This is a genomic window from Paracoccus alkanivorans (genome assembly GCF_003697785.1).
GTDB classification, from domain to species: domain Bacteria; phylum Pseudomonadota; class Alphaproteobacteria; order Rhodobacterales; family Rhodobacteraceae; genus Paracoccus; species Paracoccus alkanivorans.
Genome location: NZ_QOKZ01000002.1, coordinates 729,105 through 741,815 on the forward strand (window position 1 = coordinate 729,105; position 12,711 = coordinate 741,815).

At 60.6% G+C, this 12,711-nt stretch carries 14 protein-coding genes; 3 read left to right on the plus strand and 11 right to left on the minus strand.

Features of this window, described 5'->3' with window-relative positions:
- Window position 1: 1 nt before the first annotated feature.
- From C9E81_RS08195 to C9E81_RS08245, 11 genes are all read right to left on the minus strand, one after another.
- Window positions 2–433, minus strand: a complete 432-nt coding sequence (locus C9E81_RS08195; RefSeq protein ID WP_166461816.1) for an SRPBCC family protein — start codon at window positions 431–433, stop codon at window positions 2–4.
- Window positions 408–1,466 (minus strand): vWA domain-containing protein, encoded by a 1,059-nt coding sequence (locus tag C9E81_RS08200; protein WP_122111783.1) that lies wholly within the window; start codon window positions 1,464–1,466, stop codon window positions 408–410. The genes C9E81_RS08195 and C9E81_RS08200 overlap by 26 nt, the downstream gene beginning before the upstream one ends.
- On the minus strand, window positions 1,463–2,014 hold the full coding sequence (locus tag C9E81_RS08205) for a hypothetical protein (RefSeq protein WP_122111784.1): 552 nt from the start codon (window positions 2,012–2,014) through the stop codon (window positions 1,463–1,465). The genes C9E81_RS08200 and C9E81_RS08205 overlap by 4 nt, the downstream gene beginning before the upstream one ends.
- Entirely contained in the window at window positions 2,011–3,024 is a 1,014-nt protein-coding gene (locus C9E81_RS08210) for a vWA domain-containing protein (protein WP_122111785.1), read from the minus strand. Before C9E81_RS08210 ends, C9E81_RS08205 begins: the two co-directional genes overlap by 4 nt.
- Window positions 3,021–3,851, minus strand: a complete 831-nt coding sequence (locus C9E81_RS08215) for a nonribosomal peptide synthetase MxaA (protein WP_122111786.1) — start codon at window positions 3,849–3,851, stop codon at window positions 3,021–3,023. The genes C9E81_RS08210 and C9E81_RS08215 overlap by 4 nt, the downstream gene beginning before the upstream one ends.
- Entirely contained in the window at window positions 3,848–4,726 is an 879-nt protein-coding gene (locus tag C9E81_RS08220; protein ID WP_243698558.1) for a DUF58 domain-containing protein, read from the minus strand. The genes C9E81_RS08215 and C9E81_RS08220 overlap by 4 nt, the downstream gene beginning before the upstream one ends.
- Window positions 4,723–5,742 (minus strand): AAA family ATPase, encoded by a 1,020-nt coding sequence (locus C9E81_RS08225; protein WP_122111788.1) that lies wholly within the window; start codon window positions 5,740–5,742, stop codon window positions 4,723–4,725. The genes C9E81_RS08220 and C9E81_RS08225 overlap by 4 nt, the downstream gene beginning before the upstream one ends.
- A gap of 89 nt (window positions 5,743–5,831) precedes the next feature.
- Window positions 5,832–6,143 (minus strand): methanol dehydrogenase [cytochrome c] subunit, encoded by a 312-nt coding sequence (locus tag C9E81_RS08230; RefSeq protein WP_122111789.1) that lies wholly within the window; start codon window positions 6,141–6,143, stop codon window positions 5,832–5,834.
- Window positions 6,144–6,214: 71 nt separating this feature from the next.
- On the minus strand, window positions 6,215–6,742 hold the full coding sequence (gene moxG / locus C9E81_RS08235; protein WP_122111790.1) for a cytochrome c(L), periplasmic: 528 nt from the start codon (window positions 6,740–6,742) through the stop codon (window positions 6,215–6,217).
- A gap of 16 nt (window positions 6,743–6,758) precedes the next feature.
- Window positions 6,759–7,601, minus strand: a complete 843-nt coding sequence (gene moxJ / locus C9E81_RS08240) for a methanol oxidation system protein MoxJ (protein WP_122111791.1) — start codon at window positions 7,599–7,601, stop codon at window positions 6,759–6,761.
- A 77-nt stretch (window positions 7,602–7,678) separates the two neighbouring features.
- Window positions 7,679–9,583, minus strand: coding sequence for a methanol/ethanol family PQQ-dependent dehydrogenase (locus C9E81_RS08245; protein WP_208021131.1), 1,905 nt, complete (start codon window positions 9,581–9,583; stop codon window positions 7,679–7,681).
- A 341-nt stretch (window positions 9,584–9,924) separates the two neighbouring features.
- Here C9E81_RS08245 and C9E81_RS08250 point away from each other — a divergent pair, with 341 nt between their 5' ends.
- From C9E81_RS08250 to C9E81_RS08260, 3 genes are read left to right on the plus strand one after another with little or no spacing between them, the layout of a single operon-like run.
- Window positions 9,925–10,416: a protein moxZ gene (locus C9E81_RS08250; RefSeq protein ID WP_122111792.1), complete on the plus strand. Its 492-nt coding sequence runs from the start codon at window positions 9,925–9,927 to the stop codon at window positions 10,414–10,416.
- Entirely contained in the window at window positions 10,416–11,807 is a 1,392-nt protein-coding gene (locus tag C9E81_RS08255) for a LapD/MoxY N-terminal periplasmic domain-containing protein (RefSeq protein ID WP_243698559.1), read from the plus strand. Before C9E81_RS08250 ends, C9E81_RS08255 begins: the two co-directional genes overlap by 1 nt.
- A complete protein-coding gene (locus tag C9E81_RS08260; protein ID WP_122111794.1) occupies window positions 11,804–12,475 on the plus strand; it encodes a response regulator transcription factor in 672 nt (223 codons plus the stop codon). Before C9E81_RS08255 ends, C9E81_RS08260 begins: the two co-directional genes overlap by 4 nt.
- The last annotated feature ends 236 nt before the right edge of the window (window positions 12,476–12,711 follow it).

Here is a 12,711-nt window from a genome sequence, read left to right on the forward strand (position 1 = left end):
ATCAATCGGCTTCCGCCATGGACCTGAGCGAATCCAGCCCGGCCCGGAAATATGCGCTCATGGCCTTTTTTCCGGCTTCGTCATTCAGGTTTTCCGGCGGGGTGTTTCCCGTGTCGCCCCGATAGAAACGCCCCATCCAGCTGACTTTGCTACCCTCCTGCGCTGCCTCCACCTTTAGTGTCGCCGAATAGAAACTTACCGGAAGGGCCTGAACGTTCTCCTTGAGCATCCGATAGGAATAACTCATCTCGTCGGGCTGATGCTTGTCAAGGCGCTCGACGATCTCGCCGCCTTCCAGCGTCAGGTTCCGTGTCGCCCCCGTCTCGTTCTCTCCTTCGCCCGAGCCCGCCCCGACCATGGGATGCCACTCGGCAATATCCGCGAAACTCTCGACGATAGCCCAGACATCAGAGGGCGCGGCCGCGATTGTCACTGTCTCTTCGACCCGTTGCGGCGTAGGACCGTGCGCTTTTGCCGACAACGCCAATGTGACGGCGAAGAAAGCCGCGGTGAGAATGCGTCCTATAGTCATGAAATCTCCTTTCGGTTCGAGTGAAACCGCGATGGCCGGCAAGCCAAAGGGCAATTAGCAGCAGTAATCCCGCCGCCCCTATCAGGGGCGACAGGCTGCGGGTGACACGGACGGAATGGGTTGGTGCGTACTGTAGCAGGGCGCGGTCTATCGCCGCGCCTCCATCTGCCAGACGCAGGAAACCCAGTTCACGATCCTCAGCCAAATCCTGAAGATACACCTGACGCAGTTCGGACAGATGCTCGTTTCCTTCAAGGTCGGATTCCCCATACGGATTGTTGCGGGGATGATATCCCGGGCGCTCCGAGGCATCGGAAGGCGGCGCTCCGATACGCGCCGGGGCGTGCTGAACATCCTCGGGATCATAGAACCCCACTTCGCGCCCCAGATCATCGAATTTGGGGATGGGTGCGGGTGCATCGCCCCCCACACCAAGGATCAGCCCGCCCGGACTGTCGCCTGCAAATCCCGCCGGCCCGGCATAGGGCAGCGGCGGGGCCTCGTGCCCGTCGGTCACGAAGATCAGCGGCACTCCGAGTTCGCGCGCACGGTCGAGCGAATAATCCAGCCCCTTGGATATCATGCTGTCGCCTTCCCAGGCCATGCGCCAATCGAGACCGGCAAGGCTGCCCGCGACAGAGGAAAAATCGGCGCAAATCTCGACAGGTTCGAACAGCGTCACGCTGCGGCGTTCGGTAAACAGCGCAAGCCCGATACGCGAACCGCAAGGACGTGCCGCTATCCAGTCACGCAACGCGCGCCGAACATAATCCAGCCGCGATTCTCCTTGCATGTCACGAACATTCATCGAGCGGGTGATATCGACGACGACCAGCGCATCCGTCAGATGCTGTTTACGCGGGATACCCAGCCCCAATGCAGCCAACAGGGCTAGACCGGTAACCGTAGCCGGCAAGACGACCCGCCACCTCATGGCGCCCCACGCGGCAGGCCTGGCAGATCCGTCCACAGACGGCGCGGGCGGTTCTCGGGGTCGTCCTCTCCCTCGGCTTCGGGTCGCGGCATGTCGCGAACCAGACGCATGGCGAGATCCAGATTGACCTTGGCATCGCGATAATCCGGCAGGATGCGCAGCGCCTCGCGATAGGCGGCCTTGGCCAGATTCACCGCGGGAACGGCGTCTTCGAGCCTGTTCGCCTCGATCTGCTCATATGCCGCGCGCATCTGGGCATTGCCGATGGCAAAATGCACCTCGGCCAGAAGATCGGGCCGTTCGGTTCCCATAGCCGCCAGCATTTCCTGCGCTTCCGGCAAATTGTCGCGCCAGCTCAGAAACAGGACATGGGCATGTAACGCATTCGGATTGGCGGTTGCGCGGCGGGCGACATTCTGCCCCGCCGCCAATGCCCGGATATCGGCATTGTCGCGTTCGACCATCCACAGGACGTAACCGCGCCAGACGGTCGCCCCAGCAAAGACAAGTGCGAGCGTGATCAGCGCGATACAGACCAGCCGCCTCATGATCGCCTCATCAGCGGAGCGGGCATAACCGGCGCATAGGGGCGCTCCAGCCAGCGGGCCAATGTCAGAATTCCGGCCGCTGCGGCAGCCAGAAGATAGCATATCCAGTCCAGATCGCGGCGCGGGATCATGCGTTCGGTCAGGATCGGCCTGGTTTCCATCTTTCCGATCTCGTCGATGGCCTGCTGAACGGCCTCGGGGCCTTCGGCCTCAAAGGCGCGATAGGTGATGCCCAGCCTTTGCAGGAACAGATGCAAATGCCGTTCTGGACGGGTCTGGGCGGTATTCGCCTCGCCCGGCGCCCCATCGTCGAAGATGCTTTTTGCCCCCTCGGTGCGCAGGTAAAGCCAATAGAGATTGACCTGCTGTTCGAGCGCCAGCTCGCGCAGTTGCTTTTGCACATCGGGGGCGATCACGGCGGCCCCATCCGACACCATCACCACCGCGCGCGAACCGACGGTAGTGCTGTCGCGCATCATTTCCATAGCCAGTGCCAGTCCGCGTCCGACATCGGTTTGCGACAGGCCCCGTTCCGCCTGCGCATCGATGGCCGCCCTGATCGCGCTGCGGCTGGTCGTCATGGGCAGCACCTGCAAGGGCGCGGTCGAGAATGCCGCAATGCCTATCCGATCATCGGGACGACCTGCGATGAAGTCCTGCAGAATGCGGCGCGCAGCGGCGGATTTGCTTTCCTCGCCGCCATCCGGCGTCCGCCCCGCGAAACTGTCATCCATGCTGGAGGACCGGTCGATCAGCACCACCAGATTCGAGCCCTGCCCGCGATACGGAACGCTGCCCCCCTTCAGATAGGGGCCCGAGACACCGAGCACGAGCGACGAGATCGCGATGAACCCGGCAATCGGCAATCCCCGGTCGATCAGCCGGGATCGCGCATCCACGGGCCTCGAACCCAGCCGTGGAACATCGAACGAGCGCAGCCAACGCAAGCCCAGGGGCAGCAAGGCGAATGGAAGCGCAAACAGGACATAGGGATGGAAGAACGCCATCATCTCTGGCCCCGCTCGATCCGGGACAGATCGCGGGCCAGAGCGGCCACATCGCCCTCGACGACCGGTCCGACGCCAAAGAAAGCGGCATCCGAGCCGTGAAAGAAATCGGCCAGCCGATCGGCCATCGAGGCAAATTCCGGGCGGTCGGCCAGAAATTGCGACAGGTCCTCGCCGATCATGACCTTTCCGAACGCGGCATCCAGGGCACGGTGCAGCAACCGGCGCTGCATGGCAGGATCCGCGAGACGTCTCAGTCTGCGCGCGGCCCGCGTGAAAGGCCGCGCCGGCCGGGCATGAAAGGGCCACCATGCCTGATGCCATGCCAATGCCGCGAATGAAGCGACGAACATGAATACCGCGCCGACGAGTCCCGCCCGGTGAGGATATGGATCTATCAGCCTGAATTCCGGGTCGGGCAACAACTGATCGGGCGAGGATGGCGCGGTGAGCGGCCGGATGGGCGATGTGACGAAACTGAAACCGGGCAGCACGGCCTCGGCCCCGTTCGACAGCCGGATCGGTGAGGAAGGGACCTCCTGCCGCTTCGGCTCCATTGCCGAGTAGAAATTCTGCCAAGACAGGGTCAGTTCGATCCCGTCCCGTGTCTCGCGTGCTGAAATCCCTCGTAGATCCAGCCAGTAATCCACCCTGCGCGGTCTGGGCAGGCTGGCAGGGTCGAGGCTCACACCGTCGGAAAGATCGATCCGGATATGCTGCACCAGTTCGTCGCCCAGCCACCATCCATAGCCATGCGGGTTCTCGGCAACTATCCGGGGCTGCGCCAGCACCGGCAAGGGCAGCAGCAAGCCGAGAAGCAGCCATCTCATAACGGCGCCTCGCCCAGCGCGGCGATCAGGTGGTCAATATCGATACTGTCACGAATTTCCACCGCGCGCAGACCATGAGTGGCAAAAACCCGGCGCAGTTTTCCGCGATGGTTCTCCCCTTCCTCGATATGCCTGGCGGCCCATCCGGGGCTGGTCAGAACGGTGCGTCGCCGTCCGGTCTCGGGATCGCGGATTTCCGACAGTCCCAGACGGCCCGATGGAGTTTCAAGCCCGCTGTCGCGCAGCCAGACCGGCACCACCGGACGCGGCGCGAGGGCCGCGAGAAGACGATCGAGTTCAACCGGGGCCAGATCGAAATCCGAAACCAGCGCCACCAGATTCCGCCTGAGCGGCAGACCGGAGGCGACCCGCGCCAGTTCCTCGACCCCCTGCCCCGCCGGAACACATCCCAGCACCATCGCCCGGATGTCATCGCCAAGCCCTGCCTGACGCGACGGAGGGGCATGGACCAGACCTCCTGATGCGCCAACCACATGCAGCGCGGCCTTGTCGCCGCCACGACGGGCAGCCTGCGCCAGACCGCCCGACACCAGCGCCGCCAGTCCCTGCCGGTCGGAAGAAGCACCGACACCAAGAGAAGCCGAGGCATCGAGCAGGATATGCAGGACGAGATCGGTTTGCCGCTCGAACCTGCGCACGAAGAATCCGCCGAAGGGATCGACCAGCGAACGGCGCAGATCCAGACGGCGCGGATCGGGATGGGCCAGGAAATCGGCGACATCCGCAAAGGCCTCGCCGGAACCCCGCATCCGGCCGCGATACCTTCCTTCGCGCAGTCCCGGCTGGATCCGGCCAAGCCGCCATGCCAGCGCATCGAACAGATGCAGCTCGGCCCTGTCCATATCCCGGGTCATTCCGCAGGTACCGGCACTCGATCGAAAGCCGCGCCGATCAGGGCCGGAACAAGACTGTCCCGCCTCGGCTCATAGGCCGGGCCAAGAAAGGTGCGATGCGCCATAACCGGCTGAAACACCGCGCGGACATCCTGCGGCAGTACCGCATCGCGCCCCTCGGCCCATGCGGCCGCCCGTGCGGCCCGGACAAGGGCCTGCATCCCGCGTGGACTGGCCCCACCGCGCACAAGCCGCGACATGTCGGTATCCTCGATCTCCAGACCGGCGGCCTGCGGCTCCCTCAGCGCCTCGCACAGCGCAAAGACGTAATGCTGCAATGCCGCGCTTGTATGCACGGTTGCCTGAATTTCATGGGCAAGCGCATTAAGCTCCCGAAACGGCAAGATCCGTTCGGTCAGTCCGGCGATCAGGTTGTCCACATCATGAAAACGGGTTTCGAAGGCCAGAGCGATGTGATCCTCCCGCGAGACCGGCAGACTGACAGGGATTTCCATCATGAACCGGTCACGGGCAGCGGCGGGCAATTCGAAGGTCTCGTCGCGCTCGATCTGGTTGCGATCGGCGAAAACCTGAAGATGAGGAAAGCGATACTCGGCGCGGAAAGCCGTCAGGCTGCGTTCCGCCATCAGTCTCAGCAAGAGAGCGTGCACCTGCGGTCGGGCGCGGTTGATTTCATTGAAGAAGAACACCGACAATTCCTCGCCGCGCGACAGCACCGGGCCGGGTTCGACCCGCGGGCGCCCCTCGGCATCCAGATGCGCGTCATAGATCAGATCGGTCGGGAGCAGATCGATGGTGCCCTCTATGCGGGTGAATGGCCCACCGATCACACGGGCGACGGCGCGAAGCAGCGTGGTCTTGCCCGTGCCGACATCGCCTGCCAGCAATACATGCCCGCGCGCCAGAACCGACAGCAGAATCAGCCGGATGACATGCGACTGCCCCAACACGATGTCATTCAGCTGCGCCTCGGCATCGCGCATACGGGCCAGCCAGTCAGCCGAATTCAGAGACATACGAGACATGATGCACCGAAATTGATTATAATGTGCCGCGCCTGAACAAAGCATTCAGGAGAGCTTCGAGCGCGGCACGGCCCCGATCGTCATTCGGCGGGTGGAGTGCCGCCTTCCTCATAACCGGGGATCTTGGTCACATCATATTCGAATTCGCCGCTCTGCTTCATGTGCCAGACACGCCAGGCGTTGCGGTTGTCCATCGCTGTCAACGCCTCGCCCTGCTTGGAAAGCTCTGCCGGATCGTGCTGCGGGTCGTATTCCGATCCCTCCACCTTTTCGGGATATCCCGGCTTCGGCTCCCAGCAATTGCCGGGCGCCTTGCAGTTGGTTCCATCATAGGCAAAGGCTGGCGTTGCCAGAGTCAGTGCCGCGACAAGACCGAATGATAATAGTTTCATGATACCTTCTCCTCTTTGGTCTTTCGTATTCGGGGATTTGCGAATCCCATGACGGCGTTCGGATTCCGCGATCAGGATTGTTCACCTTCACCGCCCTTGGGTTTGTAGGGTGTGAAGCTCTTCTGTTGCTCTGGTGTCAGCCATGTGGCCGTTTCCGGATCACCCGTATAAAGATGCCGCACCCAGGCCATTGACATAAGCATCTCGTCCAACGTCAGGCTGCCCCACATCGGCCCCATCTGTCCGCTCGCCCCGCCATAGAGCGTCGAGAACAGCCCCACATCCGTTTCGTTCTGGGGATAGGTCCAGTAGTTGTCGTTCAAACCGGGGCCGATCTTGCCTTCGGCATGATGACCGTGACAGCCGGAACACATGGTGCTGTAGAGTTCTTCCGCCTCGGCCATGATATCGGGATTCTCGTTGTAGATATTCACACCCGTTTTCATGAATTCCTTGACCGCTTCGGTGTCGCGTCCCTCTTCCATGGCGTCGTCGAAATTCAGCGGAGAACCGTCAACCGTGTTGTAGAACTGCGGTTGAGCATGGACAGCGGCCACTCCGAGCCCGATCATCATTGCTGCAAGAGCATAATACCTCATATCGTCCCCTTATGTTTCAGGATTCGAGCGGCAGTGTCGGAATGCCTTCCTCGTCGAGGATCGCCCGGATGCGATCACGTCCGGATTCCAGCGCCTCGTTGATCACCGGCAGAAGCCCGGGCTTGCGCTTTGTCACACCGACGGACTGGTTGTACTGCAAAGGGATGATCACGCCGTCGGAACGTTCGATATCGTTGGTAATCAGCGTCATCTTGAGCGGCGTTCCCGCATCGCGGACATATCGCCCCGCCTCTGGAGCGAAAACGATCGCCAGATCGGCATTTCCAGCCTCGACTTCGGCAACGACACGGTCCGCGGGAACCTGCGTGTATTTGTTGCGGCGATCCTCGAAATCGGTCAGGGATGCCTGATAGACCAGATTATATTCATAACGCCCCGTATATTTCAGGATCGTCTCTGCCGGAGTGTGATAGCGATAGGAAAAGGTGCTGAACCCATCCTGATCCGCATCCTGCCATTTGTCACCTTCGAAGCCACGGTCCTGCCGGCTGATGAAGGCATAACCCGAGCGATAATAGGCGTCGCTGGTCAGGAGGCGCTCGTCACCGGTATCCACCCCGACCAGCACATCGCACAGGTCTTTCTCGATACCGTCACGGTGCAGGTAGATCGCGGCCTTGTCGATCATCACCAGTTCCAGTTCCATATCCGCCTCTTCGGCGAGAACCCCGGCAATTTTGTTTTCAAAGCCGGTTTCGTCGCTGGTGGAATAAGGCGCGTCGCTGGTCGATGCACAGACACGCAGGATCTGTGTCTTCCGTTCCTGGGCTGCTGCCGCGGCGAAGCCGCAAAGAAGGGCCCCTCCGCATAAACCTAGGCGTAATGTCGTTGCGTACATGTCAGTGTCTTCTCATATGTCAGGGCAAGCAGGCTGGGCGGCGGGTAAAGCGGAGAGCACCCACCGCCCGATCCGTGTCAGGCGTCTTCGCCCGACACGTATTCACCAACATTCGGATCATCGGTGTAGGGGCTCTCGCCATCCAGAGAGAACACCATCACGCCACCGCCCATCTGCGTGAATTCTTGCAAACGGCGGAAGGCGCCAACCGAACCCAGACCGGCGGTTGGATCGTTGAGGTCAAAGACCAGACCCACACCGGGCCAGCCACCGACACCATACATGATGGCGACATACTGGCGGCCGTCATGCTTGTAGGTCATGGGATGACCGATGACACCCGACGGCAGCTTGTGCTTCCACAGCAGATCGCCGGTATCGCTGTCACGCGCCTTGATGAAGCCGTCCAGCGTACCGTAGAAGGTCAACCCGCCGGCGGTCGCCATGGTGCCCCCCCAGACAGCGAAGCGTTCCATCTTTTCCCACGCCATTTCACCGGTGATCGCGTCATAGGCCTTGATCTGGCCAAGCCCCAGACCGTTCTCGCGATCACCCTTCGGTCCCGGATACATGCTCAGGGTCGCGCCGACAAAGAACTGACCCGCACGGTAAGGCAGCATCCATGGCTCCCAATCCATGCAGATATGGTTGATGCCCAGCATGAATTTCTTGCGTTCGGGATCGTAGCTGTCGTGACCCTGGTTGTGATATCCCATGGCCGAGGGGCAAATATCACGGGCGTTATGGTCCATGCGCGTGCCGAATTCCGGATCGCGAACCGGCAGCCCGGTATCCAGTTGCACTTCCTTCACCCAGTTGACGGTGTCGTCCATCTTGTCGGCCGAGATCAAATCACCATTGGTGCGATCGAGCGTATAGACGATGCCATTGCGATCCGGGTGGGTCAGCAGTTTGCGCATCTGACCTTCCTTGTCCTCCTGCTCGGACAGCATCATCACGTTGACGCCGGCATAATCCCATTCATCATGCGGGGTTTTCTGATAGGCGAATTTCGCCTCGCCGGTCTCGGCCTCGCGCCCCCAGATGGACATGGTCCACTTGTTGTCGCCCGGACGCATCGTCTCGTTCCATGGCGCCGGATTACCCGAGCCGTAATAGAACAGATCCTCCTCCGGATCGTAGGCATACCAGCCCCAGTTGGTCCCGCCGCCGATCTTCCAGGCATCTCCTTCCCAGGTATCGGTACCCAGATTGAACTGGCCGTAATGCGGATTGGGAGCATTGAAATCCTCGGCCAAGCGCAGTTCCTCATCGGGACCGGTGGCAAAGGCCCTCCAGCGCTGCTCGCCGGTCTTCACGTCATAGGCAGTGACATAGCCACGCACGCCAAGCTCGGCGCCCGAGCTTCCGACCAGCACCATATCCTTGATGACATAAGGTGCGATGGTCAGTGTGGCACCAACCTTGATATCCGCGTTTTCCATCATCCAGACGGTTTCGCCGGTCTCGGCATCAAGTGCGGCGATATGGCCATCCAGCTGAGTGCGGAAGATCAGGGGGGCGTGCTCTTCATCGCCGGGCCAGTAGGCGAGGCCGCGATTGACGACGTCACAGCAGGCCACGGTCCTGGCGGTCGGGTTCTGCTTGGGCTCGTTCTGCCACAGGATCTTGCCGGGATCGTTCAGATCCAGCGCAAAGACGGTGTTCGGATATGGTGCGTGAACGAACATCCTGTCACCCACCACCAACGGAGTGCCCTCATGTCCGTTCAGGACGCCGGTAGAGAACGACCATGCCGGCCGCAGCTGGCTGACATTCTCCTTGTTGATATCCTCCATCTCGGAATAGTTCTGGGCGTTGTAATCGCGCCCCGTCATGACCCAGTTTGCCGGATCCTTGGCCAATTCGATCAACTGGTCGTTCGCCATGGCCGGCTGAAGCCCTGCGGTGCCCATGACCAGCGCGCTTGCCAAGGCAAGCGGTGATACGTGAGACTTGGCTTTGCTAAGTATCTTTTGCATGTGATCCTCTCCCTAAAGCGCATGTCATGCCCCTGTGCCGGGTCTCCTCCCCACCGGGACAATGCGCCTCTTCATCGATCGGCCGACCAGCGCCCTGTGACGGTTCCGGTCATTCGCAATGGTTAGTTGATCATCGCTCCGTGAACCTGTCTGCGTGGAAGGCGTCCCGAATTTGACGGGACATTTTCCCCGTCTGATCAATGGACAATCGCACCCGTCCGTCCGATCCGTCATACCAATGTCCGAAGGTGCGGCAGGTTGTCTCATCCCTTGGACTGACCTAGCATCGATCAAGCCAGTCAATCTGCGGGCGAATCACCTCCTGAGAACCGCATGACCAGATGAAACCTGTCGTCAGCCGCAGCTTTGCAATCATCCGGGGCATTGCCTTGATGTCGTCGCTGATCCTGACAGGCTGCTATGAAGACGAGGAGGAAACCTTGCCGCGGGCATCGGAGGCGGCACCCGCGGAGAGACCGGCGCCCGGTGAAACGAAATGGCTCGAGGTCACGAGCAACGAAGAACCCGCAAGCTTCGTCGCCCGGCTGTCCGGCGCCGATACCGGCCAGATCGATCAAAGGCTGGTCCGCGCCGAAGCCCATTATCGCGAAAGCAGGCGCATGATCGCAAACCGGATCGTGCAGCTATGGGATGAAATCGGACAACGCGAGGGCGATGCTATCGATATTCTCGAACTGATGGATCAGTTGATCGCCACGGACGCGACTTCGGAACGAAGCATCGGTTCCGTGATCCAGAACTATCGGATTTTGCGTATCGAGGGCGCGGACCACCAAGCCGCGATCGCGACCGCGATCCGCAGAACGCCATGATGCGGCAGGACATATATCTCCTGCCCGATGCCACCGGCTGGCTGCCCCGGCGGCTGTCGCTGTATCGGATTGTCACCTTCGTGTCGCTTGGCATCAGCACGTTGCTTTGCATGTCTGTCGCGGCAATCATCGTGATGAATGCCCGCAAGGCGATCGAAGAGGAAACCAGTTCCGCATTCCGTAATGCCCAGGCAGCGGTGGCAATCCGCATGCCCCCCCGCTTCGCCGGCAAGGACACCATGGGCAAGGCGATGAGACTGGCCGAGGAGCTCGATTCATTGCGGCATGTGTCGTCGAAGATCATCGATACCCGGGGCGCGGCCCTGCAGATGCGCGCCGACAGCACCGAACCCAGGGAAAGCCAGGCGCCCCGTTGGTTCAACACATTGATGCGCCCGGAAATACAGACCGACCTGTACCCGATTTCGCATTACCCCAATATGCTGGGCAGCTTGCAGATATCGACGGATCCCGGCGACGAGATCGCCGAGGTATGGGAAGATTTCCGTATCATCATTCCCCTGCTGGGGCTGAGTATGGCCGTAATGCTTGGCCTGATCATGATCGTCAATGCCCAGATCCTGCGCCGGCTCGGACAGATACAGGAAGCCATCGGCGCGATCCGTCAAGGCGATCTGACCCGTCGCGCGCCCGATGACCGTATCATTGAATTTGCCGTGCTGGCCGATGGCGTGAACGATCTTGCAAGCCATCTTCAGGCAGAGCGTGCGGAAAACAACCTTCTGCAGACCCGCCTTCTGACGTTGTCCGACGCTGAACGCGCACGGATCGCCTCGGACCTGCACGACGAAATGGGCCCGCAATTATTCGCGCTGAATGCGGCTCTTGCGCAGGCCCTGACTGCAGCGAAAAATCTGCAGGGCGAAGGCCGCGCACAGCTTGACGATGCTCTGCATGCGGCTGCCACGCATGCCAAGGCGGTTCGCGACAGCGCACGCACAGCGATAAATGACTTGCGTCCAATGTTGCTGGGACATGGTACGCTTCCCGAACTGCTGGAAGAACTGGTGGCCGATTTTGCCGAAATGAGAGCGGATGTCGAGATTAATGTGAAGACGAATTACGATGCCGATGCCGGAGAACTGGCCGAGCTATCGATCTATCGCTTCGTTCGTGAAAGCCTGCTCAACGCGATCCGGCATGGCAACGCGAAGCGGGTTGAAATCAGCATGTGCTGCAACAGTGCTGAAGCGCGTCAAATCGTCACTCGCGTTGTAGACGATGGCTGCGGTCCCGGCGATGCGGTCTCGGGACGTGGTTACGGCATTGCCGGCATCCGGGATCGCGCCCACGCAATTGGGGCGACCTATCTGCCCCCCAAACACGAAGGCGGCATGACCGTCACCGAGTTGAGGGTAACCTGCCAATGACCACCGCTGAAGCTCCATCCCGTAACACCGAACGCATCCGGCGTATCGTCGTCATCGATGACCACCCTGTCGTCGTTGAAGGATGGGGACGGATCATCCGCTCCCATCTGCCCTGCGAAATCATACCCGCTGCTTCCGCGCTGGAAGGCTGGCGGGCATGGCGCCGGATGAGACCCGACCTGATGGTCATCGACCTGACCTTGGGAGATAACAAGATCGCCGGAATAAAGTTGATCGACAGGTTGCGCTTGCTGGATCTTAACCTGCCCATCCTTGTCTTCACAATGCATCGCAGCCCGGTGCTGGCCCGCCGCGCCCTCCATGCGGGAGCAAATGGCATCATCAACAAGGATTCTCCATCGGAGGAGATCCTGACTGCCCTGACAGAGATACTCGCAGGCGGGAATTACGTGGATAGCCAGTTGGCGACCCAGATCGCCTTGATGAACGTGCCGGGCAAACGCAGTACCGGCACGCGGCTGACTGCCCGCGAAGAAGAAATCCTCAGTATGATTTCCGACGGGTTATCTTATCACGAGATCGCGGATCGGGCCTGCATCAGTTACAAGACGGTTTCCAATGTCAGCCTGGTCCTGCGCGAGAAGCTTGGCGCGACCAGCCTCACCGATCTGGTAGTTAAAGGAATTCGGTATTTCGAAGGGTTTTGATAAATGGATTACTTTCGATCAGCAGGATGAACACCAAGTGACCGCTCAGTACAACCGGGCTCAACCATGATAATAGTTCTCGCTGCTACCGTTCGGGTGAGACCTATCTTCAGATGGGGTATTCGGCTTGCGCTCCACTTCCAGCCTCGGTCTCCGGTAGGTGCTGCGCCTCGAGCTGATGATAGAACGTGGTCTGTGTGAAGCAGTCACAAGCATCAGGAAGGAAGCGCAGCATG

Coding starts and splice junctions, on each gene's coding strand:
- C9E81_RS08260 (WP_122111794.1), top strand. CDS start 11,804: ATGACCACCGCTGAAGCTCCATCCCGTAACACCGAACGCATCCGGCGT.
- C9E81_RS08210 (WP_122111785.1), bottom strand. CDS start 3,024: ATGATGGCGTTCTTCCATCCCTATGTCCTGTTTGCGCTTCCATTCGCC.
- C9E81_RS08220 (WP_243698558.1), bottom strand. CDS start 4,726: ATGACCCGGGATATGGACAGGGCCGAGCTGCATCTGTTCGATGCGCTG.
- C9E81_RS08215 (WP_122111786.1), bottom strand. CDS start 3,851: ATGAGATGGCTGCTTCTCGGCTTGCTGCTGCCCTTGCCGGTGCTGGCG.
- C9E81_RS08200 (WP_122111783.1), bottom strand. CDS start 1,466: ATGAGGTGGCGGGTCGTCTTGCCGGCTACGGTTACCGGTCTAGCCCTG.
- C9E81_RS08230 (WP_122111789.1), bottom strand. CDS start 6,143: ATGAAACTATTATCATTCGGTCTTGTCGCGGCACTGACTCTGGCAACG.
- moxG (WP_122111790.1), bottom strand. CDS start 6,742: ATGAGGTATTATGCTCTTGCAGCAATGATGATCGGGCTCGGAGTGGCC.
- C9E81_RS08245 (WP_208021131.1), bottom strand. CDS start 9,583: ATGCAAAAGATACTTAGCAAAGCCAAGTCTCACGTATCACCGCTTGCC.
- moxJ (WP_122111791.1), bottom strand. CDS start 7,601: ATGTACGCAACGACATTACGCCTAGGTTTATGCGGAGGGGCCCTTCTT.
- C9E81_RS08205 (WP_122111784.1), bottom strand. CDS start 2,014: ATGAGGCGGCTGGTCTGTATCGCGCTGATCACGCTCGCACTTGTCTTT.
- C9E81_RS08250 (WP_122111792.1), top strand. CDS start 9,925: ATGAAACCTGTCGTCAGCCGCAGCTTTGCAATCATCCGGGGCATTGCC.
- C9E81_RS08225 (WP_122111788.1), bottom strand. CDS start 5,742: ATGTCTCTGAATTCGGCTGACTGGCTGGCCCGTATGCGCGATGCCGAG.
- C9E81_RS08255 (WP_243698559.1), top strand. CDS start 10,416: ATGCGGCAGGACATATATCTCCTGCCCGATGCCACCGGCTGGCTGCCC.